Origin of the sequence: Streptomyces brevispora (assembly GCF_007829885.1) — a bacterium.
Taxonomy (GTDB): Bacteria; Actinomycetota; Actinomycetes; order Streptomycetales; family Streptomycetaceae; genus Streptomyces; species Streptomyces brevispora.
Genome location: NZ_VIWW01000001.1, coordinates 3,905,514 through 3,932,141, shown reverse-complemented (window position 1 = coordinate 3,932,141; position 26,628 = coordinate 3,905,514). Strand labels below are relative to the sequence as shown.

Below are 26,628 nucleotides of genomic sequence, written 5' to 3'. Positions count from 1 at the left end.
TGACGCGCTCCTGCGGTGGTGCTCCGACGCGGTGAGGCGTCAGGCGCCGAGGATCTCGCGCGCCAGCTTGGCGGTCTCGGTCGGCGTCTTGCCGACCCTGACGCCGGCGGCCTCAAGGGCCTCCTTCTTCGCCTGCGCGGTGCCGGAGGAGCCGGAGACGATGGCGCCGGCGTGGCCCATGGTCTTGCCCTCGGGGGCGGTGAAGCCCGCGACGTAACCGACGACCGGCTTGGTGACGTTCTTCGCGATGAAGTCCGCCGCCCGCTCCTCGGCGTCGCCGCCGATCTCGCCGATCATGACGATCAGGTCGGTCTCGGGGTCGGCCTCGAACGCCGCGAGGGCGTCGATGTGCGTCGTACCGATGACCGGGTCGCCACCGATGCCGACGGCGGAGGAGAAGCCGATGTCACGGAGCTCGTACATCATCTGGTAGGTCAGCGTGCCGGACTTCGACACGAGACCGATGCGGCCGGGCTTGGTGATGTCGCCCGGGATGATGCCGGCGTTGGACTGACCGGGGGTGATCAGGCCGGGGCAGTTCGGACCGATGATCCGGGTCTTGTTGCCCTTCGCGCCGGCGTACGCCCAGAAGGCGGCCGAGTCGTGGACGGCGATGCCCTCGGTGATCACGACGGCGAGGGGGATCTCGGCGTCGATCGCCTCGATGACGGCGGCCTTCGAGAAGGCCGGCGGCACGAAGAGGACGGACACGTTCGCGCCGGTCTTCTCCATCGCTTCCTTGACGGAACCGAAGACCGGGATCTCGCTGCCGTCGAAGTCGACGGAGGTGCCGGCCTTGCGCGGGTTCACGCCGCCGACGATGTTGGTGCCGTCGGCGAGCATGAGCTTGGTGTGCTTCATGCCCGTCGCGCCGGTCATCCCCTGGACGATGACCTTGCTGTCCTTGGTGAGGAAGATAGCCATGGTGGTCTGAGTCCCTCTTCCTTACTTCGCAGCCGCGGCGAGCTCGGCGGCCTTGTCGGCCGCGCCGTCCATGGTGTCCACACGCTGAACGAGCGGGTGGTTGGCGTCGGAAAGGATCTTGCGACCCAGCTCCGCGTTGTTGCCGTCAAGGCGCACGACGAGCGGCTTGGTGACCGCTTCGCCCTTGGACTTGAGCAGCTCGAGCGCCTGGACGATGCCGTTGGCGACCTCGTCGCAGGCGGTGATGCCGCCGAAGACGTTGACGAAGACGGACTTGACGTCCGGGTCGCCGAGGATGATCTCGAGGCCGTTCGCCATGACCTCTGCGGAGGCGCCGCCACCGATGTCGAGGAAGTTGGCGGGCTTCACGTTGCCGTGGTTCTCACCGGCGTACGCGACGACGTCCAGGGTCGACATGACCAGACCGGCACCGTTACCGATGATGCCGACCTCGCCGTCGAGCTTGACGTAGTTGAGGTTCTTGGCCTTGGCGGCAGCCTCGAGCGGGTTGGCTGCGGCCTTGTCCTCGAGCGCCTCGTGGCCGGGCTGACGGAAGTCGGCGTTCTCGTCGAGAGACACCTTTCCGTCCAGGGCCAGGATTCGCCCGTCCTTGGTCTTCACCAGCGGGTTGACCTCGACGAGGAGTGCGTCCTCGGCGACGAAGGTGTCCCACAGGGTCACCATGGCCTCGGCGACACCCTCGGCCACGTCGGCCGGGAACTTCGCCTGGGCCACGATCTCGCGGGCCTTCACGATGTCCACGCCGTCAACGGCGTTGACCGGGACCTTCGCGAGGGCCTCGGGGGTCTTCTCCGCGACCTCCTCGATGTCCATGCCGCCCTGCACCGAGGCCATGGCCAGGAAGGTGCGGTTCGTGCGGTCGAGGAGGTACGAGACGTAGTACTCCGCCTCGATCTCCGGGGAGAGCTCGGCGATCATCACCTTGTGGACCGTGTGGCCCTTGATGTCCATGCCAAGAATGTCGGTCGCCCGGGCGACCGCCTCGTCGGGGGTGGCGGCCAGCTTGACGCCACCGGCCTTGCCGCGGCCGCCGACCTTCACCTGCGCCTTGACGACAGACTTGCCGCCCAGCCGCTCGGTCGCCTCGCGGGCTGCCTCAGGCGTGTCGATGACTTCACCGGCCAGCACCGGTACACCGTGCTTGGCGAAGAGGTCCCTCGCCTGGTACTCGAACAGGTCCACGCGCGTCCGTCCCTTATCAAATGGTCTCGCGGTTGGTTTTCTGCGTGGGCGTGCCGCGAGGGGCAACGTGACTGCTCTGTCACTAGGAAGGCGCACACGGTGACCGAATACGCGGCATGTCCATCTCGCAGGTTATCCCCGAGCCCCGCAGGACCCTAAATCGCAGATCCCGCCTGGGCGGTGATTACGGTCACAGATCGCCCTGGTGGCCGGGTCGCAGTGGACAAATCGGCACCGGGGCGACGGTCGGGGAACGGCTCGTCACGCAGAGGCCTCCCCGTCCGGCACGGGCAGCGGCCGCTTCTCGATGGCGGCCGCCATCACCTCCGGGAAGAGGTCCGGTGTGCAGGCGAAGGCCGGAGCACCGAGCGCGGCCAGTGCCGCCGCGTGGTCGCGGTCATAGGCGGGCGCGCCCTCGTCGGAGAGGGCCAGCAGGGTCACGAACTGCACTCCGGACGCCTTCATCGCGGCGACCCGCTTCAGCATCTCGTTGCGGATGCCTCCCTCGTACAGGTCGCTGATGAGCACGACGACGGTGTCGGCGGGCCGGGTGATCCTGGACTGGCAGTAGGCGAGCGCCCGGTTGATGTCGGTGCCGCCGCCGAGCTGGGTGCCGAAGAGCACGTCCACCGGGTCGTCGAGCTGGTCGGTGAGGTCGACGACGGCCGTGTCGAAGACGACGAGTCTGGTCCGCAGGGTGCGCATGGAGGCGAGTACGGCGCCGAAGACCGAGGCGTACACCACGGAGGCCGCCATCGAACCGGACTGGTCGATGCAGAGGATGACGTCCTTCTTCACGGACTGCGCCGCTCGCCCGTAGCCGATGAGCCGCTCGGGCACGACCGTGCCCGCCCCGTCCTCGCCGTCCTTCCCGGGGAGGGTCAGATAGTTCTTGAGGTTGGCCCGGATGGTCCGGTTCCAGTCGATGTCGTGGTGGCGGGGTCGACTGACCTTCACCGAGCGGTCCAGCGCACCCGTGAGCGCGGCCCTGGTACGGGTGGTGAGCCGGCTCTCCAGCGTCTCGACGACCTTGCGCACGACGGCTCTCGCGGTCTCCTTCGTCGTCTCGGGCATCACCTTGTTGAGCGAGAGCAGGGTGCCGACGAGATGCACGTCCGCCTCCACGGCTTCCAGCATCTCCGGTTCGAGCAGGAGCGCGGAGAGGCCGAGGCGGTCGATGGCGTCGCGCTGCATGATCTGGACGACGGAGCTGGGGAAGTACGTACGTATGTCCCCCAGCCAGCGGGCCACGGAGGGCGCGGAGGCGCCCAGACCGGCCGAGCGGCCGCCGCTGCCCCGTCCGCCGGGCTTCCTCCCCGCGCCCTCGTACAGGGCGGTCAGGGCGCCGTCCATCGCGGCGTCGCGCCCGGTGAGGGCGCAGCCCGTACTCTCCGCACTGTCCGCGCCCAGCACCATGCGCCAGCGCCGCAGCCGCTCACCGTCATCCGCGCCACGCACCCGAGCCGCCTTGTCCGTCCCGGCGGGCTTGTCTGTACCGGCCAGTTTGTCTGTACCGGCGGGCTTGTTGGTCCCGGCGGGCTTGTTGGTCCCGGCCGGCTTGTTGGTTCCGGCAGCCCTGATGGTCCCGTCCGTCGTCATGCCGTTGCCCCCAGCGGTTCCTCGGTGTACTCGTACTTCTCCGTGGGCGCGTCCGCGTGCAGTCCCAGCAGCAGGTGCAGCACCGGCAGCACCGCGTCGGCCCTCGGTCCGTCGAGGACGGGGCCGAATCCGGGGGCCGTCGCCCCGCCGCCCGGGACCGCGCCTGTCGCCCCGGCCCCTCCGCCGGCGGCCGGGCCGCGCCGGACGAGCTCGCCCAGCGTGCGCCGGACGCCTGATTCGTACGCCGAGAAGGTGCGGCGCAGCAGCGGCAGCACGTCGGTGAAGGTGTCCGGGGAGACCCCGGTCAGCCAGGAGTCGACCAGGGCGAGCAGCCTCTCGTCATGGACCAGGAGCATGCCGCCACCGGCCGCCCCGCCGACGAAGCCCTCGATCCAGGCGGCGGCGTCGGCGGGCGGCGTGCCGGGCGACAGGGCCAGGCCCATCAGCCTGGCCGCGTCGTCCTGTTCGAGGTGCCCGTCGTCGAGCAGCAGCCGGGCGGCCCGGCCCCGGATCACGCCCGCGACCGTGTCCCGGGCGGCGAGCTTGCGCAGCACCGCCCTCCAGCGGTCGCGCAGCCCGTCCGCGTTCGCGGGCAGGGCGCCGGCGAGCAGTCCGATCGCCGTGTGGACGCCGTCCACCTGGCGGCGCAGCGCGGCGGCCCCGTCGGTGTCGAGTCCGGTGCAGGCGGAAGGCAGCCCGACGCAGATCCGCTCCGCGAGCCCGGCCGCGACCTCGCCGAGCGCCGAGGTGTCCGTGGACCGGACGTCCCCGTAGCGCAGCGTCCTGGCCAGGGACGGCAGGGCGTCGGCGAGATGGCCGACGTCCGTGTCGAGTGCGGCCCGGTCGGCGAGCACGCGCATCACGACGGGCAGTGCCTCGGGCAGTTCGGCCAGCAGGCACCGTTCGGCGAGCGTGGTGACCTCGGCGAGGGCGGTGGCCGCCAGGGCGTCCGACTCGGCGCGGGCGGTCGCGGCGGAGAGCACGGTGGTGCCCCATACGCCCGCCTCCGCGACGCGTACGTACAACTCGGGCTCCCAGCGCAGCCGCCAGCTCTCCCGGAAGGTGCCGGTGCTCCCCCGGCCCTCGGTGGGTTCGCCCCAGCCGACGCCGAGGATCCGCAGCCGGTGCAGCAGACGGCTGCGGGCCGCGTCGGTGTCCTTGCGGAGGTCGAACTCCATCTCCCGTTCGGACGGCTCCGGTTTGAGCCGCAGGGTGCGCTGACTGCGGGTGAGGTCGCGCTGGAGCGGTACGGCGGGGGCGGTGTCCGGTACCTCGCCGAGTGTTCCGCCGACGATCAGCCGGTCGCGGACGAGTGCGAGCGGTACGTCGGAGCCGTCGCACATCACGGCCCGGACCGCGTCGGTCACCTCGCTCAGGCCGGCGAGCGGCCGGCCCCGCATGGCGGCGAGGGTCGCGGCGAGCCGGACGGCCTCGATGACATGGGCGGACGACACGAAGTGGTCCTCGTCGCGCAGGAGTCCGGCGACCTCGGTCATCCACCGTTCGACCGGGCGGTCCGGGGATGCGAAGAGGTGGGCGTACCAGCCGGGTGAGTCGATCCCGGCCCCGTATCCGCTGTGCCGGGCGAGTCGGTGGTGGGTCCAGGGCACCCACGTCAGCTCGGCCTTGACCTTGGGCAGGCCCTTGAGGAGAGCACGGTCGGCGGCGAGTGTCGTCCTCGTTTCGAGCGCGGGAACGTGCCAGGCGCCGCAGACCACGGCGAAGTCGTCGCCGAACTCCTTGCGCGCCGTGCGCAACTGGATCCGCATGTACGCCTCGCGGACCGCGTCCCGGGGGTGGCCGCCGTCGCCGTACACCTCGCGCAGGGCGGTCATCGCCTCGCCGAGCGCGGCGAAGGCCGCCAACGGGTCGCCGGGGCCGCCGTCGTGGGCGCGGTGTTCGACGACGTCCTCCCACCAGCGCTCGGCGTCGTCGTAGCCCGCGGTCTCGGCCAGCACGCCGATGGGGTCGACCGGGGCGGACGGGGCGGGGCCCGGTCCGCCGTCCTGTTCCGCCGGAGCCCGGCGCTCCTCTTCCTCCGTGATGGCCAGCGAGTGGGCGGCGGGCAGGTCGATGAAACGGACCGGGACGCCGTGCGCGAGGGCCCAGCGGATCGCGACCCATTCGGGCGAGAACTCGGCGAGCGGCCAGAACGCCGCCCGTCCGGGATCGTCCACCGCATGGGCGAGCAGGGCGACGGGCGGCCGCATCTGCTCGTCGGCGGCCAGCGGCAGCAGTGCGTCGCCCTCGGGCGGGCCCTCGATGAGCACCGCCCGCGGACGGGCGGCCTCCAGTGCGGCGCCGACGGCGCGGGCCGAGCCGGGGCCGTGGTGCCGCACCCCCAGCAGCAGCGGCCCTCCGGGGTGCGGGGCGCCGGTCATACGGAGGCCTCACGGCAGGCGCGGTAGAAGTCCTTCCAGCCGTCCCGCTCGCGCACCACCGTCTCCAGGTACTCCTGCCAGATCACCCGGTCGGCAGCCGGGTCCCGGACGACCGCGCCGAGGATGCCGGCGGCGACGTCCCCGGCGCGCAGCACTCCGTCGCCGAAGTGGGCGGCGAGCGCGAGGCCGTTGGTGACGACGGAGATGGCCTCGGCCGTGGACAGCGTCCCCGACGGGGACTTGAGCTTGGTGCGGCCGTCCGCGGTGACCCCGTCGCGCAGCTCGCGGAAGACGGTGACCACGCGGCGGATCTCCGCGAGGCCGTCGGGCGCGGGAGGCAGATCGAGTGAGCGGCCTACCTGGTCGACGCGCCGGGAGACGATGTCGACCTCCGCCTCGGGGGTGGCCGGCAACGGCAGGACCACCGTGTTGAACCGGCGGCGCAGCGCGCTGGACAGCTCGTTGACCCCGCGGTCGCGGTCGTTGGCCGTGGCGATGACGTTGAAGCCGCGGACGGCCTGGACCTCCTGGCCCAGCTCGGGCAGCGGCAGGGTCTTCTCGGACAGGATGGTGATCAGTGAGTCCTGCACATCGGCGGGGATGCGGGTGAGTTCCTCGATCCGGGCGGTCATGCCCTCGGACATGGCGCGCATCAGCGGGCTGGGCACCAGCGCCTCGCGGCTGGGTCCGTGCGCGAGCAGTTCCGCGTAGTTCCACCCGTAGCGGACCGCTTCCTCGGGTGTGCCCGCCGTGCCCTGGACGAGGAGCGTCGAATCGCCGCTGACGGCTGCCGCGAGATGCTCGGACACCCAGGTCTTGGCGGTGCCCGGCACACCGAGGAGCAGCAGCGCCCGGTCGGTGGCGAGCGTGGTGACGGCGACCTCCACGAGGCGGCGCGGGCCCACGTACTTGGGTGTGATCACCGTGCCGTCGGGCAGGGCACCGCCGAGCAGGTACGTGGCGACGGCCCAGGGCGACAGCCGCCAACGGGCCGGCCGCGGGCGGTCGTCGGCTGCCGCGAGCGCCTTCAGCTCATCGGCGAAGGCATCCTCGGCGTGCGGGCGCAGTGCCTCGGCGCCCACGGCTGCGGTGGTTTCGGACACGGTCATGGATCCCCCTCCAGATCGGTCGATCCGATGTGGTTCCCACGGTGCACCATGGGACTGACAATCGGCTTTCCCGCAGGTCGGAGGCGGTTGTCAGTGGCGCGGCCTACCGTCTTATCCATGCTGCTGACTGACGGGGGAGAACCCTTGCGCACCGCTGCTCCGGCGGCGCGCTGGACGGTGGAGCAGGTCCTGGCCCTGGCTCCTGACGAAGCTTCACGCAAGGCGGGGAACAAGCTCGGTTCGGCCGGGCCGTGGTCGGACACCGGGTGGGACGGCCCGGGTGCGGTGTGGGGGCTGTGCAAGGGCAGCGGGAGCAAGCCGTACCGGACGGTGATCGACACCACCGGCCCCGCTTACAAGTGCAGTTGCCCCAGCCGGAAGTTCCCCTGCAAGCACGCACTGGGCCTGCTGCTGCTCCGGGCGTCCGACGAGGAGGCCCTGCCCGCGGCCGATCCGCCCGACTGGGCGGATGAGTGGCTGACGGGCCGGCGCCGTCGCGCGCAGGCGGCGGAGGCGCAGGAGCGGCCGGAAGGGGGTGAAGGCGCTGCGGCCGGACCCGCCGATCCGGCGGCCGCCCGGCGGCGTGCCGAGCGTCGGGCCGAGCGGATCGGCGGCGGTGTGCAGGAGCTGGAACAGCGCCTGACCGACCTGGTGCGCGGCGGTCTGGCCGCGGCCGAGCAGTCCGGGTACGGACTGTGGGAGGAGACGGCGGCCCGCATGGTCGACGCCCAGGCGCCCGGCCTGGCGGGCCGGGTAAGGGAGTTGGGCGCGCTACCGGCGTCCGGTCCGGGCTGGCCGGTGCGGCTGCTGGAGGAGTGCGCGCTGCTGCACCTGCTGGACACGGCCTGGCAGGGTATCGACCGGCTGCCCGGGCCCCTGGCGGCCACGGTCCGTACGCGGGTCGGGCTGACAGCCCCCGCCGAGGGCCCGCCGGTCCGTGACCACTGGCTGGTCCTCGCCCAGTACGACACCCCCGACGGCAAGATCGTCGCCCGCCGCATCTGGCTGTACGGGCGGGAGTCGGGCCGGACCGCGCTGCTGCTGTCCTTCGGGGCCGCCGGCCGCTCCCCCGGGCAGGCCCTGCCGGTGGGTGTCACGCTGGACGCCGAGCTCACGCCGTATCCGGGATCGGGTCAGCTACGGGCCGAGCTGGGACGGCAGTTCGGGACGCCGGTGCCGACCGGCACGCCTCCGCCGGGTGTGACGACCGCCGGGGCCGTCGCCGCATACGGGCGGGCGCTGGGCGACGACCCCTGGCTGGGCTCCTGGCCGGTGACACTGCGCGACGTCATACCCGTGCCGTCCGAGGACGGTTGGCAACTGGCGGACGCGGAAGGCGATTCGGGCCTGCCCGTCGCCCCGGCCGCGCTGTCCCGGCCCGCGCTGTGGAAGCTCGTCGCGCTCTCCGGCGGCGGCCCGCTCACCGTCTTCGGCGAGTGCGGCCACCGCGGCTTCGACCCGCTCGCGGCCTGGCCCGCCGCGCGCGGGGGCGGCGACGCCACGTCGGTGGCCGCCTCGCACACCGTGCCGGTCACCGCCGAGACCGTGCCGCTCATCTGACTCCTGGAGGAGGAGCGATGCCCCGTACCACCACGCCCACCACGCCCACCACCACTGCCTCGGCGGCCGACGGCCCCACCGGCGCCCCCACCGGAGCTCCCACCGGCGCGCCCGGCGCGCACCCTGCGGCCGGCGCCAACACCGATGTGCCCGCCTCCACCCGTCTGCCCGCCGCCACGTCGTGGGAGGAGCTCGTCACCTCGGCGCTGCTCGGAACGGACCGCCGCCCACCCCCGGTGGCATCCGGCACCCGCGCGAAAGACGTCGCGAAAAGCGGCGCGAAAGGCGCCCCGGGCGGCGCCCCGGGTCACGCCGGCCCGGACGGCGCGGCGGCCGCGCTGCTGAGTGCCGCCGCCCTGCACACCGTGCGGCGCCGGGCGGGTCTGCTGCCCGCTCCCGCGGCCCCCCGGCCCGATCCCGCGCCCGCCGACCCGCGACCACCCCTGCCGGAGGCCGCCCGGAGCAGGCTGAACCGGCTGCTGGCGGACCGGGCGGCACCGAGCGGTTCGGGCGGCAGACGCGGCACGGCCCCTGATCTGACGGAACTGATTCCGCAGTGGCTGGCCGCCGCCAATCTGCACGGCTACCGGGCACCGGACGCGGCGCTGCCCGCCCTGCTGGACGCGGCCCGGGCACGAACCGATCTGCGGCCCCACGCCCTGGCGTTCGCCGGGCCGCGCGGGCTGTGGCTGGCCGGGTTGAACCCCGAGTGGAAGTTCGCGCTGCGCGGCGCGTCCGGCAGCTCGCTGCTGCCCGACGTGACCGACCCGGAAGCGGTCCACCAGCTGTGGGAGGAAGGCCTGTTCGCCGAACGGGTCGCCCTGCTCGCGGCGGTGCGGGCGCACGAGGCCGGTGCCGCTCGCGTCCTGCTCGCCACCACCTGGGCCGCCGAGCGGGCCGAGGACCGGCTGATGTTCGTCGACTCCCTGCGCAACGGGCTCTCCGGCGCCGATGAGGACTTCCTGGAGCAGGCCCTCGCCGACCGCAGCCGCAATGTCCGGACGACGGCCGCCGAGCTGCTTTCCGCACTCCCCGAATCGGCGCTCGCCCGCCGGATGGCGGCCCGAGCCCTGTCCTGCGTCAGCCCCGGCCTCACCGGCACCGACCCGTCCGTGGCCGTGGAGGCCCCGCACGAATGCGATGCGGCGATGCAGCGCGACGGTGTGGTGGCACTCCCGCCGTCCGGGCGGGGCGAGCGGTCCTGGTGGCTCGGCCAGTTGGTGGAGTCGTCCCCGCTCGCCATCTGGCCGGAGCGGTTCGGCGGCCGCGATGCGCGGGAGATCGTCGCGCTGCCCGTGGCGGACGGCTGGAGCGAGGAACTCCACGCGGCCTGGTGCCGGGCGGCCGTCCGGCAGCGGGACCCGGAGTGGGCGCGAGCGCTGCTCGGCACCCCCTCGACACCCCCGTCGAACAGCCCCGGTACGGCGTCGCTCGCCGAGCGGTCGAAGCTCCTGGTCGTGCTGCCCGCCGCCGAACGGGCCGGCTGGGTGGCCGAATTCATCGCCGCGCACGGCCTGTCGGAGGCGTTCCAGCTGCTGGGGGTCTGCCCGACCCCCTGGGCCGAGCCGCTCGGCCGATCCGTCGTCGACGCCCTCGAGATCGCCCGGGACGCCGGCAGCTATCCCTGGAGCTTCAGCGGAGTGATGGGCCTCGCCGAACGCTGCCTGAACCCGGCCGAGGCCGGCCACCTGGAGGTCCTCACCACAACCCCCGACGAACCGGCCGACGCCTCCCCCGGAGCGAACGGCTACTGGTCGGAGGCGTTCCAGCGCCTGGTCTCCACCCTGCGGCTGCGGGCGGAGATGGACGCGGAGCTGGCACCGGACCGGTGAGAAAGACGAGACAGACAGGACAGACGAGACAGACGGGATAACTGAGACGGGTGGGACGGTGAGACGGACAGGCTGGGATCAGGCCCGGGGCAGCCGATCAGGCTCGCGGCGGATCAGGCTCGGGGCAGGCCAGGATCAGGGCGGATCCGGCTCAGGGCGGATCAGGCTCGGTACGGATCAGTTCCCGCGGCCAGCCCCCGTGGTGGGACCGGCCGCCCGTGGGATCAGGCTTCAGCCGGCTGGCGGACGTTCGCGTTGACCCAGGCGACGATCTCGACCGTCGTCGCGCCCGGGGTGAAGATCTCCGCGACACCCTGCTCCTTGAGCGGTGCGATGTCCGCCTCCGGGATGATGCCGCCGCCGAAGACCTTGATGTCCTCCGCCTCGCGCTCCTTCAGCAGCGCGATCACCTTCGCGAAGAGCGTGTTGTGCGCGCCCGAGAGGATCGAGAGGCCGATCGCGTCGGCATCCTCCTGGATCGCGGTGTCCACGATCTGCTCGGGCGTCTGGTGGAGCCCTGTGTAGATGACCTCCATACCGGCGTCGCGCAGCGCCCGCGCGATCACCTTGGCCCCGCGGTCATGGCCGTCGAGGCCCGGCTTGGCCACCACCACACGGATCGGACCCGTCACACCCATCACTGCCTCCACATGCGTCTCCCGCACCTGAAGGGCCGGGAATGTGAACGAACGTTATCCACAGCATCCCGCAAGCCGCTGTTTCGCGGTGGTCGGGGAGGGGGAAATCACACGTGGGACATGTTCACCGGGCGCCGTTTCCCGCAGCACGCGGCACACCTGCCGTGCGGGACCGGCCGCCAGGGGAGCCGCACGAGGTCGTCGTACCACCGCGCCGTCAGCCGCACGGCACGGTGGTACGACTCACCGACCGCCCACCGGCCGGTCACCGAAGGTGATCCGGAAGGCGCGGCGGCCGGCGGGTCCCGGTCGGCGCTCCGCCGCCCGGACCGACCCGGACCTCCGGCACGGCGCCCCATGAAGGCATACGGGGCAGGAGCCGCCTCTCCCCGAGTGCCGGAGCAGGAGGTCGACCCGTGAAGGCGCTGCCCTTTCCTCTCCTACTGCCGTGCCCGTCGTGCCTGCGTGACCCCTGGCTGTCGTCCGCACTGCTGAGAGCGACCGCACTGGAACTCGTGGTGCTCGCCGGCCACGCACTGCTCTATCCCACCGGGATCACCGGCGAACGGCGCACCCCACCATGCCCGGCGGTCGATCCGGCCCCCGCACCGTCCGGGACCACCACCCGGCCCGCCAGAAAAGCCGAAACCGCCGGAGCCGCCGGAACGTCCAAAGCCGCCAGAAAAGCCGAAACCGCCGGAGCCGCAGGAACGTCCAAAGCCGCCAGAAAAGCCGGAACCGCCGGAGCCGCAGGAGCCGCCGGAGCCGCCGGAGCCGTCAGGAACACCGGAGGCGCCGCGAACGCCGGCAACACCGGCAACGCCGCAAACCCCGACCGGCCGCCCGTCGTACTCCTGCACGGTTTCATCGACAACCGCTCCGTCTTCGTCCTGCTGCGCCGCTCCCTCTCCCGGCACGGCTGGCGCCATCTGGAGTCGCTCAACTACTCCCCGCTGACCTGCGACATCCGTACGTCCGCCGAGCTGCTCGGCCTGCACATCGAGGAGATCTGCGCCCGCACCGGGCACCACGAGGTCGACATCGTCGGGCACAGCCTGGGCGGCCTGATAGCGCGCTACTACGTGCAGCGACTGGGTGGTGACCGACGGGTCCGCACCCTGGTCACCCTCGGTACACCGCACGCCGGCACCGCTGTCGCCCCGCTGGCCAGCGCCCACCCGATCGTGCGCCAGATGCGCAGCGGTTCGGCCCCGATCGAGGAACTGCGGCTGCCGGCGCCCGGCTGCCGCACCCGGTTCGTCAGCTTCTGGAGCGAGCTGGACCAGGTGATCGTCCCTGCCGAGGCGGCCTGCATCGACCACCCGGACCTCGACGTGACGAACGTACGCGTCAGCGGGATCGGGCATCTCGCGCTGCTCGTGCACCCGGCCGTGGCCGCCGGAATCCGCCAGGCGCTCGACGCGCACGAGCCGGCCCGGGGCGGCCCCGGCGCCGCATCCGTGGCCTGAGCCCGCCGGATTCCGGAGCCGCGCACCGTCCGGGCGGGCCGGGCAACGGCTTGTCGCGCCGGAAATAGAACGAGTTTCGAACATAGAGCCAAGGGTGTGTGAGCGGTTCGTCGAAAGACGGCCGATTGCCCGTTTCCCGAGCGGCCGGGAGCCGTGGAAGATTGTCGGCGTCGCATACCGCCGGGTACAGTCGCGGCCACTGCTTTCCCCACGGAGTCCCCCACGGACCCCGGACACAGGTCCTGCTGCCGAGGCGAGAGAGAAGTTGGTGAACGACCAGCACCCCCACGCCGGGCACGTCGGATACGAAAGCCACTCCACGGGCGGCTTCGACAGCGACCCGCTCTTCGGCTCCCTCCCCGGCGGCTACGACGGTTCGTACGACACCATGACGCCTGGTTACGCCGCCCCGTACGACAGCGGGCAGGCCGGTTACAGCGGCCAGTACGACACCACCCAGTGGGACACGGGCGCGCACCGGACCGCCGAGTACGACCACACCGCCGACTACACGGCCTACACCCCCCACCCTCAACAGCACCCCCCGTACGAAGCGGCCCCGCAGTACGAGGCGGCGGCGCAGCAGTACGAAGCGGCCCCCCAGTACGACGCGGCTGCGCATCAGTACGACACCACCGGGACCTGGGCAGTGCCCGACGGCTACGGTGCGAACATCCCGGCGCAGGGCGGCGACCCGGACTCGTCCGGCCAGTGGGACACCTCCGGCTGGTACGCGAACGGCCAGTGGGCAAGTGGCGCCACGGCGGGATACGACTCCGGCGCGTACGACGCCACCGCCTGGAACACCGGCGCCACGCCCGAGCACACACAGCAGACGCCGCAAACGCCGCACCATGTGACGCCATCGCATGGGCCCGAACAGACAACACGGCATCCGTACGAGACGTACGAGAGGCACGAGGCGTATGAGCCTCACGAGGGCAGCTCCCCGGACCACGACCAGGACCATCGCCACGACCTCAACGTCGACCTCGACCGCGACCGTGACCGCGATCAGGCCCATGATCAGGCCTCCTACGATCCGTACGAGCCCTACCGGACCGCCGAGTTCAGCCTCCCGGAGACGGGCCTCGACGCCGACGGCCCCGATGCCGGACCGGGCGACCGCCCCTCCGGCCACGAAGCCGCCGCCCGAAACCACGACCAGGCCCGGCCCTCGTCCCCGCCCCCTGCGCCGTCCCCGTCCCCTGCCGACGCCCATCGCCCCGTGGGCCGTCCGGTCTCCCGCGGTGGCGGCCGCAGCCGCAGGCGTTCGCCCGCCAAGCGTTCCGCGCTCCTCACCGTCGCCGTTCCCTCCGCCTGCGTGATGAGCGTGGCCGGTATCGCCGCCGCCTCCGTGGGCGGAATCGGCGGGCTGGGCGGCGACGAGGAGAAGAAGGACGACACCACGACGATGGCGGCCGCCGACCCCGGCACGGTCAAGCCGGTCGCCGCCAACAACAAACTCGACACCCAGCTCGCCAATCTCAGCGCCGACGCGGAGAACTTCGCCGACCGCGCCAGCCGCACCCAGGAGCGCATCGACCTGAAGGCGCGGCAGGCCGCCGAGAAGAAGAAGCGCGAGGTGGAGGCCGCCCGCAAGGAGGCCCTGCGCCCCAAGTACGTCATGCCGGTCAAGGACCACCGCCTCAGCGCGTACTTCGGCCAGGCGGGCGTCAACTGGATGTCCGTGCACACGGGCATCGACTTCCCCGTCCTGGAGGGAACCCCGGTGATGGCGGCGACCGACGGCACCGTTCGCACGCAGTTCCACACCGCCTACGGGAACATGGCCATCGTCACGATGGCCGACGGCACCGAGACCTGGTACTGCCACCTCAGCAGCACCCGGATCCGCTCGGGCCAGGTCAGGGCCGGCGACGTGATCGCGTACTCCGGGGACTCCGGCAACTCGACCGGCCCCCACATGCACTTCGAGGTGCGGCCCGGCGGCGGCGCGGCGATCGACCCGCTGCCCTGGCTCCGCAGCCACAACGTCGACCCGACCTGAGCGGCGGGCGGCCGCAGCCGTCCGCCGGACCGGCCGGCCGCTACAGCTTCTGGACCGGTGCGTACCGCAGCAGCAGCTTCTTCGGCCGCTCGTCCCCGAAGTCGACCGTGACCTTCGCCTGGTCGCCGATGCCCTCGACCGCCGTCACCGTGCCCAGACCGAACTGGTCGTGGGTGACCCGGTCGCCGACCACCAGGGTGATCGTCGGCCTGTCCGAGGTCCGCCGGGTCGCGAAGCCCGAGGGCCCGGAACGCGAGCGGGACGCGGACAGCGACGAGGTGATGCCCGACGTCGGTCCCGCGGGAGCCGCCATCGGCCCCTTCCGCTTCCACTCCAGGTGCTGCTCCGGGATCTCCTCCAGGAACCGCGAAGGCGGGTTGTACGAGGGCTGGCCCCAGGCGCTGCGCATCGCCGCCCGGGTCAGGTAGAGCCGCTCGCGGGCCCGGGTGATGCCGACATAGGCGAGCCGGCGCTCCTCCTCCAGCTCCTTGACCTGGCCCAGCGCCCGCATGTGCGGGAAGACGCCGTCCTCCATGCCGGTCAGGAAGACCACCGGGAACTCGAGGCCCTTCGCCGTGTGCAGGGTCATCAGCGTGACGACGCCGGAGCCGTCGGTGTCCTCGTCGGGGATCTGGTCGGAGTCGGCGACGAGCGCGACCCGTTCCAGGAACTCCGGGAGGGTGCCCGCGCCCTCCTCCTCGCCGCGCTCCTGCTCGAATTCGAGCGCGACGGCGGCGAGCTCCTGGAGGTTCTCGATCCGGGTCTCGTCCTGCGGGTCGGTGGAGGCCTGGAGCTCGGCGAGGTAGCCGGTCCGTTCCATGACGGCCTCCAGCACGACCGCGGGCCCCGCGCCGGACTCGACGATCGTGCGCAACTCCTCCATCAGCGTGTTGAACCGCTTGACGGCGTTGGCGGAACGGGCGGCCATGCCGTACGCCTCGTCGACGCGGCGCAGCGCCTGCGGGAAGGTGATCTTCTCGCGCAGTGACAGGGCGTCGATCATCGCCTCGGCCCGGTCGCCGATGCCGCGCTTGGGCACGTTCAGGATGCGGCGCAGCGGAACCGTGTCCTCCGGGTTGGCGAGGACCCGGAGGTAGGCCAGGACGTCCCGGACCTCCTTGCGCTCGTAGAAGCGCACACCGCCGACGACCTTGTAGGGCAGGCCGACCCGGATGAAGATCTCCTCGAAGACACGGGACTGCGCGTTCGTCCGGTAGAAGATCGCGACGTCGCCCGCCTTGGTGTCGCCCGCGTCGGTCAGCCGGTCGATCTCGTCGGCGACGAACTGCGCCTCGTCGTGCTCGGTGTCCGCGACGTAGCCGGTGATCCGGGCGCCGGAGCCGGCGTTGGTCCAGAGGTTCTTCGGGCGGCGGCTCTCGTTGCGCTCGATGACGGCGTTGGCGGCGGACAGGATCGTCTGGGTGGAGCGGTAGTTCTGCTCCAGCAGGATCGTGGTCGCGTTCGGGTAGTCCTCCTCGAACTGGAGGATGTTGCGGATCGTGGCGCCGCGGAAGGCGTAGATCGACTGGTCCGCGTCACCCACGACACACAGTTCGGCGGGGGCGTCGTCGGCACCGGCCGGGCCGACCAGTTCCCGTACGAGCGTGTACTGGGCGTGGTTGGTGTCCTGGTACTCGTCGACCATGACGTGCCGGAAGCGGCGGCGGTAGTGCTCGGCGACGTCGGGGAACGCCTGGAGCAGGTGCACCGTCGTCATGATGATGTCGTCGAAGTCCAGCGCGTTGGCCTCGCGCAGCCGGGACTGGTAGAGCGCGTAGGCCTGGGCGACGGTCTTCTCGAAGCCGTCCGCGGCCTGGCCGGCGAACGTCTCCTCGTCGATCAGTTCGTTCTTCAGGTTCGACACCTTCGCCGTGAACGACTTCGGCGGGAAGCGCTTCGGGTCGAGGTCGAGATCGCGGCAGACCAGGGCCATCAGCCGCTTGGAGTCCGCCGCGTCGTAGATCGAGAACGAGGAGGTGAAGCCGAGCTTCTTCGACTCGCGGCGCAGGATCCGTACGCACGCGCTGTGGAAGGTCATGACCCACATGGCGTTGGCACGGGGTCCGACGAGCTGCTCGACGCGCTCCTTCATCTCACCGGCGGCCTTGTTGGTGAAGGTGATCGCCAGGATCTGGCCGGGGTGCACCCCGCGCTCGGCCAGCAGGTGGGCGATGCGGTGGGTGAGCACCCGGGTCTTGCCCGAACCGGCCCCGGCGACGATGAGCAGCGGGGAGCCCGCGTGCACGACGGCGGCGCGCTGCTCGGTGTTCAGCCCGTCGAGCAGCGCGGCGGGGTCGACGACCGGGCGGTGGGCCCCGTCGCGGTAGTACGCGTCGTGGGACGGCGGGGGCCCGTCGAACACGCCCCCGAAGAGGTCCTCCGGCACCACTTCGGGTGCGGAGTCCTCGGGGGGCGGCGGGGGCCCTTCCTCCGTGTGCTGGAGGCCGGCCAGGAAACTGTCGTCAAAGAGGCTGCTCATCGCTGTCCGAGTCTAGAGCGCCGCACCGACACCCCGGGGCCGCATGGCGAACCGCACACCACCGCGCGGGCACACAAAGCGATGCCGCGTCGACACTGCGTGGGTGAATCCCGGACCTGACCTGCCCGGACCGCACCACTTCGCCGAGGTCACGAAAATGTATCGGGCATATCGAACATCAACCTTCACAGCGGCACCATGAGTTGGCTAGCGTGCTCGTTCGGGCGGCCCGTACCCCCAGAGGCGAACCACGCCGAGCGGACGTCCACGCCGAATCCGGGCTGCCCGTACGGAGCCAGGAACCGGGGACCCACACGCATCACCGGGGTGAATCGGTCCGAATCCCCCATCAGGACCGTAGGGCAGCCTTCCGTTCCGCCCGAACCCGACAGCTAACCCGGTAGGCGGTCCACGGAAGGAGATGCCGGCCTTGGCATCACATCGCAAACCGCGCCCCCGGGTGCGCAGCACCACCCCGGCCATCGGGTTCACGACGGCCGCACTCGCCTCGGTGACCCTGCTGTCCACGCAGAGCGCGCTGGCGGCCCCGGCCCCGAAGCCCAGCATCGAGGACGTCCAGAAGAAGGTCGACGGCCTCTACCGGCAGGCGGGCACCGCGACCCAGCACTACGACCAGGCGAAAGAGGCGTCCGCCAAGCAGCGCGCCAAGGTGGACATGCTGCTGGACGACATCGCCAAGCGCGCCGACAAGCTGAACGATGCCCGCCGGACGCTCGGGAACTACGCCGCCGCCCAGTACCGCGACGGCGCGCTCGCGCCGACCGCCACCTTCTTCCTGGCCAACGACCCGCAGTCGTTCTTCGACCAGACGCACCTCATGAACCGGATGGCCGCGAACCAGCAGCAGGCCGTCACGGACTTCCGTACGAAGCAGGCCGAGGCGTCCAAGAAGCGTGCCGAGGCGGTGACGAGCCTGGAGACGCTCACCGAGTCGCAGACCAGACTGCGCACCAGCAAGCAGCACGTCCAGGACAAGCTGGCCGAGGCCCGCACGCTGCTGTCGAAGCTGACCGCCGAGGAGAAGGCGCGCCTCGCCGAGCTGGAGCAGAAGCGGAAGGACGAGGCCCGGCTCAAGGCGGCCGAGCTGGCGAAGAAGCAGGCCGCCGCGAAGGCGGAGGCCGATCGCAAGGCCAAGGAGGCGGAAAGCGCGACCGGTGCCGGTACCGGCACTGGCACCGGTACCGGGACGGGCTCCGGTTCGGGCTCGGACAGCAGCGCCACGACGAAGGCCGAGAAGGTCCTCGCGTTCGCCAGGGCCCAGATAGGCAAGCCGTACGTCTGGGGGGCGACCGGCCCGTCCTCGTACGACTGCTCGGGGCTCACCCAGGCGGCCTGGAAGGCGGCGGGCGTCACCCTTCCGCGGACCACCTGGGATCAGGTGGAGGTCGGCACCCGGATCGCCACGGCGGATCTGCGGCCCGGGGACCTGGTCTTCTTCTACGACGACATCAGCCACGTCGGCATCTACAAGGGCGACGGCATGATGATCCACGCGCCGAAGCCGGGGGCGAACGTGCGCGAGGAGTCGATCTACTACATGCCGATCTACGGGAGCGTGCGGCCCGGCTAGCGCGTGTCCGGCGCCCCTGGGGCGGGCCGTACGGCAGTACGAGACGCTCCGGTGACCGTCACCGGGGGCGCCGCCGGTGCCGGGTACCGTGCGGGAGGTGTCGGGCACCGGACGGGCACGGCGCACCACGCGCAGGCACCACGCGCAGGCACAGGGCACAGGGCACCCACAGGAGCGAGCGGCCGTGAAGATCTTGGAGAGCGTCCGGGGCATGGCCTTCCTGGGAACTTTCGTCCAGGCCAGGCTGTTCTCGGCGGCCTGTGCCGAGCACACCGCCGGGGTGCTCCTCCAGTACCTCGCCGACGAGGGGCGCCCGGCGGACCAGGACACCTGTGTGGCCGCGCTGGAGCTGCTGTGGGACACCGCGCCGCCGGACGAGAACGCGGCCGCCGCCCTGCACCGCAGGCTGAGCGGACTGCCTGAGCTCGGTCAGGAGTTCCGGCCGAGCGGCGTCCAGCAGTCGGCGGTGCTCGGGTTCAGAGCCCTGGTCACCGGCGTCGCGATGCTCATCGACCAAGGCCCGGACGGCGCGGTCGAACCGTCCCAATCGGCGCGGGCACTCGCCCGGGAACTGGACGGGGAGAGCGGCACGACGGCCGCCGAGGAAGACGCGATCCAGGACCGGGACATCGAGCGGATCATGTCCTGGAGCCCGCAGGAGCGGACGCTGCACCTCCACGGGCTACGCGCGGCTTCAGCGGAGACGGGCCGCGACCGGCTGGCGGCGGCCCGGGCCCGCCACGGCCTCGGCGACGGGGCACCGGACGGAACCGTCACGCACCCGGGCTCGGTCACGGCCACCGTCGACCGCGGCGATGTCGCGGCGGCCGAACAGCGCGCCCGCTACGGGGTGGTGGGCCGGATCACGGCGGGCTCCGACGCCGGGGGCTACCTCCGCGTCGACCGGTCGGCCGACCTGTCCGAGACACCCGAGGAGCGGGCTTCCGCCGCCGGAGTGATCATCCTGGTGGCGGCCGACCCTGCGATGACGCGGGACTGCGTGGGCGAGTGGGTCGAGGACTGGGCGGGCGTGGAGAAGGCGCTGCGGCAGGACGGCCGGCAGGTCGACTGGGACGCCGCGCCGTAGCCGGAGGGGATCAGCAGTGGCCGGCCACCTGGCGGTTGCAGACGGCCGTCAGCACCCCCGTGCCACCGGGCGGTCGCAGAAGGTCGCCCCCCGTGCGACCAACCGCTCAGGTCCAGAGCGTGGCGATGAAGATGTTGGCCGTCGTCAGTCCGCCCACCGCCGCGAAGAGGCCCTTCTCGACCTTCTCCTCGTCCCGCTTGACGTAGATGAGCGCGAGGATGACGACCAGGATCAGCAGCTTGATGCCGATCTTGATGTTGTTCACGGGGTGGTCGTCGGCCCGGTCGAGCCCGACCAGCGCGATACCGGTGACCAGCATGGTCAGCGCGCCGTGCAGCATGCCCGGCACGAATCGCGCCGTCCCCGCCCCCATCGCCTTCATCTGAGTGAGGAAACCTCCCAGCAGGGCGGCGATTCCGATGATGTGCAGGGCGACGAAGACATCGATGAGTACACGCATGGTTCCGCACCCTAGCCCCGCCCCTATCAACCTTCTGCAACCAGGTGAGGCTTACTGGACGCTTGACTGATAAATGCACCAATTGCCTGACTCTGACGCAATTTTTCCGGTCATTCAACAACAACGCAACGCCAAATTAAGGCAATAGGTGTCATTACGACTCTTCCGCTTGCCCCGGGTTTAGCGTCGCTACCCAGGTGACCGGCTTCAGTGCCGCTCCGCACCCGGACGGCACCATCCGGTCACCCCGCCGAGAGATCCGGCGGCGGGTCACTCCCCCTGTTGGTGACCCGCCGCCGGACCGGGCGGGCCCGCCGGTAGGCCCCGACGGGCAGTCGACAGGAAGGACCACCGCCCTCGTGGCCGCGCATCGGAAACCCAAGCAGCGCCCGTACACCGGCTCTGCCGCCCGCACCGCAGCGACCCTCGCCCTCGCCGGGGCCGCGACCGCTGCCGCGCTGCCGGGATCCGCGCACGCCGACCCGACGCCCACCGCCGCCCAGGTCAAGGCCGAGGTGGACCGGCTGTACCGGGAGGCGGAGGTCGCCACCGAGCAGTACAACGGCGCGAAGGTGAAGGCGGCCGCCACCGCCAAGTCGATCGACGCGATGCGCGACGAGGCCGCCCGGAAGACCGAGCGGCTCAACGCCTCGCGCGAGGCGCTGGGTTCGTACGCCGCGGCGCAGTACCGCGCGGGCGGCCTCGACCCGTCCCTCCAGCTCGCGCTCTCCTCGGACCCCGACCAGTACCTGCAGCGCGCCTCGTACGTGGAGCGGGCCGCCGCCGGCCGGGCCGACGAGCTCCGCACCGTGCAGCGCCAGGTCGCGGAGGTGGCCCAGCTGCGGTCCGAGGCCGCGGGACAGCTGGCCGAGCTCACCGCCCGCCAGGCCGACCTGAAGAAGCGCAAGGCGACGGTGCGGGCCAAGCTGTCCGAGTCCCGGAAGCTGCTGGCCCGCCTCTCCCCCGCCGAGCGCGCCGCGTACGACGCCTCGGACGGCGGCGGCGGCGCGGGCCGCGCCGACCGCAGCTCCCCGCGCGGCACCGACCGGGCGCCGAACGCCCGCGCCGCCGAAGCCATCGCCTTCGCGTACGGGTCCCTCGGCAAGCCGTACGTCTGGGGCGCCACCGGCCCCTCCTCGTTCGACTGCTCCGGCCTCACCCAGGCCGCCTGGCGCTCCGCGGGTGTCTCCCTCCCCCGGACCACGTACACCCAGATCAACGCCGGGCAACGCGTCTCCAGGTCCGAACTCGCCCCCGGGGACCTGGTGTTCTTCTTCTCGGGCGTCAGCCACGTCGGCATCTACATCGGCAACGGGCAGATGATCCACGCACCGCGCCCGGGAGCCCCGGTCCGCATCGCGCCGATCGACCAAATGCCCTTCGCCGGGGCGACCCGGGTGGCGTAGGCTCCCGTCCTTCGGACCCAGCGGCCAGAGGGACACCCACACATGCCCATGGACTTCGACGTCCAGACCCACGCCCGTACGCTCGCCCTCCGCTCCCCGGACCATTACCGGGTCGGCCCTTTCACGGTGCGCCACAGCGTGAACTGGTCGCTGAAGTACGCCAATTACGCGATCCCCGACCAGGGCGCCGAACCGACGCCCGGCGAACTCGACGCCCTGGTCGCGGCGTTCCGCGAGCGCGACCGGATGCCTCGCCTGGAGTACCTGCCCACCTGGGCACCCGCCCTCGAACCCGCGCTGCTCACCGCCGGGTTCACCGTCGAGAACCGGGCCCCGATCCTGGCCTGCGCCCCCGGCGACCTGCTGCCGCCCAAGCCGGTGGACGCTCTGGTGACCGCCGAACCGGCCACGGACGCGGAGTTCGACGCCGCCGCCCTGGTGCAGCACCTGGGGTACGGCGGGACCGGCGAACCCGAGGGCGGCGAGGCGGACTGGCTGCGCAACGCGGTGGCGAACGGCGGGGCCGCCGCGCTCGCCACCGTCGGCGGCACCCCGGCGGGCGCGGGCGGCTGCTCGGTCCCGGTCGACGGCCTCAGCGAGCTGGTGGGCCTGGCCGTCGCCGCGGACTTCCGCCGCCGGGGCATCGGGGCCGCCCTCTCCGCCCGACTCACCGCGACCGCCTTCGAGCGGGGCTGCCGGGTGGTGTGGCTGGAGCCCGGCGACGCCGATGTGGAACGGATCTACGCCGGCATCGGCTACCGCAGGGTCGGCGAGAAGCTGAACATCTCGCTCGGCTGAACTCTCGTCGACGTCGTCGCGCTTCGGCATCGGGTCCGCCGGCCGGCCGTACCGCGACGTCGACGACCTGCTCCGTATCGAACCCGCCCCGGCCATACGCCCGGCTCCTGCGTCGTGTGGCTGCGGTCCGGCTCGGACCGGGCGGTGTTCGCGGGAGATCTGCTGCACCGCCCACTGCAGATCGTGGAACCGGACGACTGCCCCGGCTTCGACGAGGACGAGCCCCGCGCACGGGACAGCCGGCGCCGGTGCTGGGGGAGGCCGCGGACCGGGGCGCCCTGCTGTTCCCCGCGCGCTTCCCCGGACCGGGCGCAGCCGAGGTGCGGCGCGTCGGTGGCCAGTTCGCGGTGAAGGAGTGGGCGGCCTGGCAGGGCGGGAGAGAGCAGGCGCGTGCCTGAGGCCTGCGCGCCGTCCAGCCCGTTCTCCTCGCGTCGCACACGGGCGGGTCGGCGCGATCCGGGTACGCGCCTACCGGACGGTCAGACCAGCCGCCGGGCCGTCGCCCACCGCGTCAGCTCGTGCCGGTTGGACAGCTGGAGCTTGCGCAGCACCGCAGAGACGTGCGACTCGACCGTCTTCACCGAGATGAACAGCTGCTTGGCGATCTCCTTGTACGCGTAGCCGCGGGCGATCAGCCGCAGCACCTCGCGCTCGCGCTGGGTCAGCCGGTCGAGGTCCTCGTCGACCGGCGGCGCGTCCGTCGAGGCGAAGGCGTCGAGGACGAATCCGGCCAGCCGGGGCGAGAACACCGCGTCGCCGTCCTGGACCCGGAAGACCGAGTCGACCAGGTCGGCGCCGGTGATGGTCTTGGTGACATAGCCGCGGGCGCCGCCGCGGATGACTCCGATGACGTCCTCGGCGGCGTCCGACACGGACAGCGCCAGGAAGCGGACCGGGTTCTCCACCGCGCCCATGAACGGGGCGCAGCGGCGCAGCACCTCGACGCCGCCGCCGCCCGGGAGGTGGACGTCCAGGAGGACGACCTCGGGGCGGGTCGCCGTGATGACGGTGACCGCCTGGTCGACGTCGGCGGCCTCGCCGATGACCTCGACCCCGGTCTCCTCGGTGCGGCCGATCTCGGCCTGTACGCCGGTGCGGAACATCCGGTGGTCGTCGACGAGCACGACTCGTACCCGGCGCTCCGGGCCCTCGTGGCTCCCGGTCGCCTCAGTGGTCCCGTTCATCGCTCGTCCTCTCCATCTCCAGCTCGACTTCCGTGCCCCCGCCGGGCACCGAACGCAGCCGTGCGGTACCGCCGTTGCGCTGCATCCGGCCGATGATTGATTCTCGTACGCCCATTCTGTCCCCCGGTACGGAGTCCAGATCGAATCCGGGGCCCCGGTCGCGGACCGAGACGAAGACCGTGCGGCCCTCGACCTCCGCGTAGACCTGCACGGCGCCGCCCTCGCCACCGTACTTGGCGGCGTTGACCATGGCTTCACGTGCTGCCTGCATCTGTGCGGTCAGCTTCTCGTCGAGCGGGCAGTCGCCGACGACGACGACCTCCAGCGGGACGCCGTGCTTGTCCTCGACCTCGGCGGCGGCGCGTTTGACGGCCTCGGCCAGGGTCTCGGGTTCGTCGTCCTCGTCCTTGCCGGTGCCCTCGGGGTTGTAGAGCCAGTTGCGCAGTTCGCGTTCCTGGGCGCGGGCCAGCCGGCGCACCTCGCCGGGGTCCTCCGCGTTGCGCTGGATCAGGGTGAGGGTGTGCAGGACGGAGTCGTGCACATGGGCGGCGACCTCGGCGCGTTCCTGGGCCCTGATGCGCATCAGGCGTTCCTCGGAGAGGTCCTGGGTCATCCGTACGAGATAGGGCCCGGCCAGCAGCGCGATGCCGGTGAGCACCGCGATGGCCGCGGTGAGGACGTTGCCGAGCTGGGCGGCGGAGCCGCGTACCACCATGAAGCCCGCGAGGCCGAGGCCGACCAGGGCGACTCCGGCGAGCCCCCGGGCCAGGTGCAGGACCCGGCGGCGGCTGCCGACCTCCATCCAGCGGGCGCGGCGGGCGTTGTCGGCCTGCCGCCACACCAGGACGGACCCGGCGCCGATCAGCAGCGTGGGCCAGATGTAGCGGTCGGCCTTGCTGCCCATGTCGACGTTGCCGACGAAGATCACGGCGCCGATGAGCAGCGCGACGAGGGCGAAGACCTGGCCGCGGTCCGGTTTGCGGAGCCGGCGTCTGCCGTCGGGGGCGGTCTCGAAGACGGACCGCGGGCTGTCCACACCGCCGACGCCGAGCGGGACGACGATCCAGAACACGGCGTACAGGAGCGCGCCGAGGCCGTCCGCGAAGAACAGTCCGAGGAAGACGAACCGTACCCAGGCGACCGGCAGTCCGAGGTGTCCGGCGAGTCCGCGTGCGACGCCGCCGAGCAGCCGTCCGTCCGCGCTGCGGTACAGCTTGCGCTGCGGCGGCTCCTCCGGGTCGGGGTTGAGGGAGCTGGCGGCTCGGGTGGTGGCGGCTGGCATGACCCGATGGTCACACGTGTGTGCGGGTGGTGGCATCAGGGTCGGCCCCCACTTCGACCCTGAGAGCGTCCGGTCCGGTGGGCCGGGGCGCGGAAGCGTCCCTTCAGGGTCCGGCGGGCCAATATCAGGGATCGGCCAGGGTCGGGGTGGGTGCCGGACGGGCCCGGCGCCCGTCACCATGGAGCCATGACCGTTCCCCAGGATGCGCCGCCCGGCGTCGTGCCGCCCCCCGGGCCGGCCCCACAGCTGCGGCGCAGCTCGCGGCAGAAGGTGGTGGCCGGGGTGTGCGGCGGCCTCGGCCGGTACTGCGATGTCGATCCGGTGATCTTCCGGATCGTGCTCGGTGTGCTCTCCGTGACCGGCGGTCTCGGGCTGATCTTCTACGGCTTCGCGTGGCTGCTGGTCCCGCTGGAGGGCGAGGACGAGAACGAGGCGCGCCGGCTGCTGTCGGGCCGGGTCGAGGGTGCGTCGCTGATCGCGGTGCTGCTCGCGCTGATCGGCTGCGGTCTGTTCCTGTCGATGCTGGGCAACGGCGGCACGGTGGCGTTCGCCGCGATGCTGTCCCTCGCGGTGATCGGCTTCTCCGTCTGGACGCAGCACCGCAGGACGGCCGCCCCGCAGGGCCCGCTGCATCCGGCGGCCGCGCAGGCGGTGTCGGACGCGCCGCCCGAGGTGAAGGCGCCGCCGCGGCCGGGCAGCCCGTCCTGGTGGCGGGACCCGATCGTCAAGGACGGAACGTCCGGGCCGGTGGGCCCCGGCTATCTGTGGGGTCCCTCGGACACGGTGATGGACGGCGGCCGGGCGTCCGGGCCGACGCCCGATGCCCCGTTCCGGGCGCCCCGGCGGTCGCGGGAGAAGGAGACCTGGGGGCCGCACTCCATCGGCGGCGCCGTCTTCGTGAACGCGGTGCTGGCGGCCGCTCTGGGCACGGGGCTGAGCTGGAACTCGCAGCCGCTCGGTACGAGTCTGCAGATCGGCCTGGCCGCCGCGCTCGCGGTGTTCGGGGCCGGGATGCTGGTCAGCGCCTTCTTCGGCCGGACCGGCTTCGGCACGGTGCTGCTGGCGGTGATCACGGCGGGCCTGCTGGCGGGTGCGTCCGCCCTGCCCAAGGACATCCCCACGCGCTGGGTGCACGAGGAGTGGCGGCCGGCCTCGGTCGCCGCCGTGCAGCCGCGTTACGCGGTCCGCACCGGGGTGGCGGAGCTGGACCTCACCCGGGTCGCCGTCCCCGAGGGCGACACCGTCAGGACCCGGGTGGAGGCACGGGCGGGCCGGGTCCTGGTGCACGTGCCGCGGGCGGTCACCGTGAAGGTGCACGCACGGTCCGGACTCGGCGCCATCACGCTGCTCGACGGCCGGAACAGGGTCGATGTGGACATCCGGGCCTCGCAGAACGAACACCGGACACTCCCGCCCGCCGCGGGCAGCAAGCGGGCCGGCACGGTCGAGCTCGATCTGGAAGTTGATTTCGGACAGGTGGAGGTCGCCCGTGCTGCGTCATGAGATCCGGCCCGGGCGGGCCGTGGCGGGCCTGGTGATGCTGGCCCTGGCGGCCGGTTACGCGGCGGACGCGGCGGGCCTCTGGGACGCCCCGCCGGCGTTCTTCGTCGCGCTG

The 26,628-nt window shown here is 72.1% G+C and carries 20 protein-coding genes, 1 pseudogene and 1 riboswitch; of the genes and pseudogenes, 11 read left to right on the top strand and 10 right to left on the bottom strand.

From position 1 onward, the window contains the following. Positions 1–39 precede the first annotated feature (39 nt). The 5 genes from sucD to FHX80_RS18400 form a co-directional block, all read right to left on the bottom strand. Entirely contained in the window at positions 40–924 is an 885-nt protein-coding gene (gene sucD / locus FHX80_RS18420) for a succinate--CoA ligase subunit alpha (RefSeq protein WP_145765167.1), read from the bottom strand. 21 nt (positions 925–945) lie between these two features. Further along, on the bottom strand, positions 946–2,127 hold the full coding sequence (gene sucC / locus FHX80_RS18415; RefSeq protein WP_145765166.1) for an ADP-forming succinate--CoA ligase subunit beta: 1,182 nt from the start codon (positions 2,125–2,127) through the stop codon (positions 946–948). A gap of 261 nt (positions 2,128–2,388) precedes the next feature. Then, entirely contained in the window at positions 2,389–3,543 is a 1,155-nt protein-coding gene (locus FHX80_RS18410) for a VWA domain-containing protein (protein ID WP_244318599.1), read from the bottom strand. Positions 3,544–3,722: 179 nt separating this feature from the next. Next, positions 3,723–6,107, bottom strand: a complete 2,385-nt coding sequence (locus FHX80_RS18405; protein ID WP_167523566.1) for a DUF5682 family protein — start codon at positions 6,105–6,107, stop codon at positions 3,723–3,725. Beyond that, entirely contained in the window at positions 6,104–7,216 is a 1,113-nt protein-coding gene (locus FHX80_RS18400) for an ATP-binding protein (RefSeq protein ID WP_145765165.1), read from the bottom strand. The genes FHX80_RS18405 and FHX80_RS18400 overlap by 4 nt, the downstream gene beginning before the upstream one ends. A gap of 117 nt (positions 7,217–7,333) precedes the next feature. On the opposite strand from FHX80_RS18400, the gene FHX80_RS18395 reads away from it, so the two are divergent. Continuing rightward, positions 7,334–8,776 carry an SWIM zinc finger family protein gene (locus FHX80_RS18395; RefSeq protein ID WP_208764681.1) on the top strand — a complete coding sequence of 481 codons (1,443 nt, stop codon included), beginning with the start codon at positions 7,334–7,336 and terminating at the stop codon, positions 8,774–8,776. A gap of 17 nt (positions 8,777–8,793) precedes the next feature. Beyond that, complete coding sequence (locus FHX80_RS18390; protein WP_145765164.1) at positions 8,794–10,608, top strand: DUF5691 domain-containing protein; 1,815 nt, start codon at positions 8,794–8,796, stop codon at positions 10,606–10,608. 224 nt (positions 10,609–10,832) lie between these two features. Here FHX80_RS18390 and icmB read toward each other — a convergent pair whose 3' ends face one another. Further along, positions 10,833–11,246, bottom strand: a complete 414-nt coding sequence (gene icmB, locus FHX80_RS18385; RefSeq protein ID WP_145767369.1) for a coenzyme B12-dependent isobutyryl CoA mutase small subunit — start codon at positions 11,244–11,246, stop codon at positions 10,833–10,835. A 416-nt stretch (positions 11,247–11,662) separates the two neighbouring features. Between icmB and FHX80_RS18380 the strand changes: the two genes are divergently transcribed. Both FHX80_RS18380 and FHX80_RS18375 read left to right on the top strand, forming a co-directional pair. Further along, positions 11,663–12,715 (top strand): esterase/lipase family protein, encoded by a 1,053-nt coding sequence (locus tag FHX80_RS18380; protein WP_375887643.1) that lies wholly within the window; start codon positions 11,663–11,665, stop codon positions 12,713–12,715. 268 nt (positions 12,716–12,983) lie between these two features. After that, positions 12,984–14,726, top strand: coding sequence for a M23 family metallopeptidase (locus FHX80_RS18375; protein ID WP_145765163.1), 1,743 nt, complete (start codon positions 12,984–12,986; stop codon positions 14,724–14,726). Between the two features lie 40 nt (positions 14,727–14,766). Here the strand turns inward: FHX80_RS18375 and pcrA are convergent, their stop codons facing one another. Continuing rightward, entirely contained in the window at positions 14,767–17,205 is a 2,439-nt protein-coding gene (gene pcrA / locus FHX80_RS18370; RefSeq protein WP_145765162.1) for a DNA helicase PcrA, read from the bottom strand. Positions 17,206–17,463: 258 nt separating this feature from the next. Next, a riboswitch (cyclic di-AMP (ydaO/yuaA leader) is annotated at positions 17,464–17,628 on the top strand. Between pcrA and FHX80_RS18365 the strand changes: the two genes are divergently transcribed. Next, positions 17,627–18,796, top strand: coding sequence for a C40 family peptidase (locus FHX80_RS18365; RefSeq protein WP_145765161.1), 1,170 nt, complete (start codon positions 17,627–17,629; stop codon positions 18,794–18,796). It overlaps the preceding riboswitch by 2 nt. Before the next feature lie 184 nt (positions 18,797–18,980). Then, a complete protein-coding gene (locus FHX80_RS18360; RefSeq protein ID WP_145765160.1) occupies positions 18,981–19,883 on the top strand; it encodes a hypothetical protein in 903 nt (300 codons plus the stop codon). Positions 19,884–19,989: 106 nt separating this feature from the next. Here the strand turns inward: FHX80_RS18360 and FHX80_RS18355 are convergent, their stop codons facing one another. Continuing rightward, positions 19,990–20,343: a hypothetical protein gene (locus FHX80_RS18355; RefSeq protein WP_145765159.1), complete on the bottom strand. Its 354-nt coding sequence runs from the start codon at positions 20,341–20,343 to the stop codon at positions 19,990–19,992. A 359-nt stretch (positions 20,344–20,702) separates the two neighbouring features. Between FHX80_RS18355 and FHX80_RS18350 the strand changes: the two genes are divergently transcribed. The 4 genes and pseudogenes from FHX80_RS18350 (at position 20,703) to FHX80_RS36610 (ending at position 22,945) form a co-directional block, all read left to right on the top strand. Beyond that, a complete protein-coding gene (locus tag FHX80_RS18350) occupies positions 20,703–21,749 on the top strand; it encodes a C40 family peptidase (protein ID WP_145765158.1) in 1,047 nt (348 codons plus the stop codon). Between the two features lie 42 nt (positions 21,750–21,791). Then, positions 21,792–22,547, top strand: coding sequence for a GNAT family N-acetyltransferase (locus FHX80_RS18345; RefSeq protein WP_145765157.1), 756 nt, complete (start codon positions 21,792–21,794; stop codon positions 22,545–22,547). Between the two features lie 114 nt (positions 22,548–22,661). Next, a pseudogene (locus FHX80_RS36615) lies at positions 22,662–22,745 on the top strand (hypothetical protein); the annotation flags it as partial. A 50-nt stretch (positions 22,746–22,795) separates the two neighbouring features. Beyond that, positions 22,796–22,945, top strand: a complete 150-nt coding sequence (locus FHX80_RS36610) for a hypothetical protein (protein ID WP_341874046.1) — start codon at positions 22,796–22,798, stop codon at positions 22,943–22,945. A gap of 81 nt (positions 22,946–23,026) precedes the next feature. Here the strand turns inward: FHX80_RS36610 and FHX80_RS18335 are convergent, their stop codons facing one another. Both FHX80_RS18335 and FHX80_RS18330 read right to left on the bottom strand, forming a co-directional pair. Continuing rightward, entirely contained in the window at positions 23,027–23,731 is a 705-nt protein-coding gene (locus FHX80_RS18335) for a LuxR C-terminal-related transcriptional regulator (RefSeq protein WP_145765156.1), read from the bottom strand. Next, positions 23,715–25,013, bottom strand: a complete 1,299-nt coding sequence (locus FHX80_RS18330) for an ATP-binding protein (RefSeq protein ID WP_145765155.1) — start codon at positions 25,011–25,013, stop codon at positions 23,715–23,717. Before FHX80_RS18330 ends, FHX80_RS18335 begins: the two co-directional genes overlap by 17 nt. 186 nt (positions 25,014–25,199) lie before the next feature. Between FHX80_RS18330 and FHX80_RS18325 the strand changes: the two genes are divergently transcribed. Next, complete coding sequence (locus FHX80_RS18325; protein ID WP_145765154.1) at positions 25,200–26,516, top strand: PspC domain-containing protein; 1,317 nt, start codon at positions 25,200–25,202, stop codon at positions 26,514–26,516. Positions 26,517–26,628: the final 112 nt, after the last annotated feature.

Bases quoted from the DNA above. Each gene is read 5' to 3' on its own strand.
- FHX80_RS18335 (WP_145765156.1), bottom strand. From the start codon at position 23,731: ATGAACGGGACCACTGAGGCGACCGGGAGCCACGAGGGCCCGGAGCGC.
- FHX80_RS18355 (WP_145765159.1), bottom strand. From the start codon at position 20,343: ATGCGTGTACTCATCGATGTCTTCGTCGCCCTGCACATCATCGGAATC.
- FHX80_RS18365 (WP_145765161.1), top strand. From the start codon at position 17,627: ATGCCGGCCTTGGCATCACATCGCAAACCGCGCCCCCGGGTGCGCAGC.
- FHX80_RS18325 (WP_145765154.1), top strand. From the start codon at position 25,200: ATGACCGTTCCCCAGGATGCGCCGCCCGGCGTCGTGCCGCCCCCCGGG.
- FHX80_RS18395 (WP_208764681.1), top strand. From the start codon at position 7,334: ATGCTGCTGACTGACGGGGGAGAACCCTTGCGCACCGCTGCTCCGGCG.
- FHX80_RS18330 (WP_145765155.1), bottom strand. From the start codon at position 25,013: ATGCCAGCCGCCACCACCCGAGCCGCCAGCTCCCTCAACCCCGACCCG.
- FHX80_RS18345 (WP_145765157.1), top strand. From the start codon at position 21,792: ATGCCCATGGACTTCGACGTCCAGACCCACGCCCGTACGCTCGCCCTC.
- FHX80_RS18400 (WP_145765165.1), bottom strand. From the start codon at position 7,216: ATGACCGTGTCCGAAACCACCGCAGCCGTGGGCGCCGAGGCACTGCGC.
- FHX80_RS18405 (WP_167523566.1), bottom strand. From the start codon at position 6,107: ATGACCGGCGCCCCGCACCCCGGAGGGCCGCTGCTGCTGGGGGTGCGG.
- FHX80_RS18410 (WP_244318599.1), bottom strand. From the start codon at position 3,543: ATGGTGCTGGGCGCGGACAGTGCGGAGAGTACGGGCTGCGCCCTCACC.
- pcrA (WP_145765162.1), bottom strand. From the start codon at position 17,205: ATGAGCAGCCTCTTTGACGACAGTTTCCTGGCCGGCCTCCAGCACACG.
- sucD (WP_145765167.1), bottom strand. From the start codon at position 924: ATGGCTATCTTCCTCACCAAGGACAGCAAGGTCATCGTCCAGGGGATG.
- FHX80_RS18390 (WP_145765164.1), top strand. From the start codon at position 8,794: ATGCCCCGTACCACCACGCCCACCACGCCCACCACCACTGCCTCGGCG.
- icmB (WP_145767369.1), bottom strand. From the start codon at position 11,246: ATGGGTGTGACGGGTCCGATCCGTGTGGTGGTGGCCAAGCCGGGCCTC.